1 protein-coding gene is annotated in these 327 nt (G+C 43.1%); it reads right to left on the reverse strand.

Going from position 1 to position 327, the window contains the following annotated elements:
* A partial coding sequence (locus HMPREF3112_RS11670) for a Rib/alpha-like domain-containing protein (RefSeq protein WP_256262668.1) occupies window positions 1-327 on the reverse strand: 327 nt, incomplete at both ends.

A 327-nucleotide genomic window follows, 5' to 3' on the forward strand; every position in this document is an offset into this window, starting at 1 on the left:
TTGGTTGATCACCTGGTTTAACCGTTTGATCTTTGGCTACAGGTGTATTCTTATCGGCATCTGTACGTGGATCTTTGACAATAACCTTAACTGGAACTTCGTCCTTAGAACCATCTGGGTATGTGACGATAACTGTAGCGTCTTTTTCGCCTTCTGTTGTTGTGTCAACTGGTGTCTTGTATTCGAACTTAGTGCCTTCTGGAAGGTCACCAACGTTGCCAATTGAATCCTTAGCGTTTGGTTGATTGCCTGGTTTTACCGTTTGATCTTTCGCAGTTGGATCGTTCTTATCTGCATCTGTGCGTGGATCTTTGACGATTACCTTAA

The sequence above is a fragment of the Streptococcus sp. HMSC10E12 genome, from assembly GCF_001807855.1.
Classification (GTDB): Bacteria; Bacillota; Bacilli; order Lactobacillales; family Streptococcaceae; genus Streptococcus; species Streptococcus salivarius.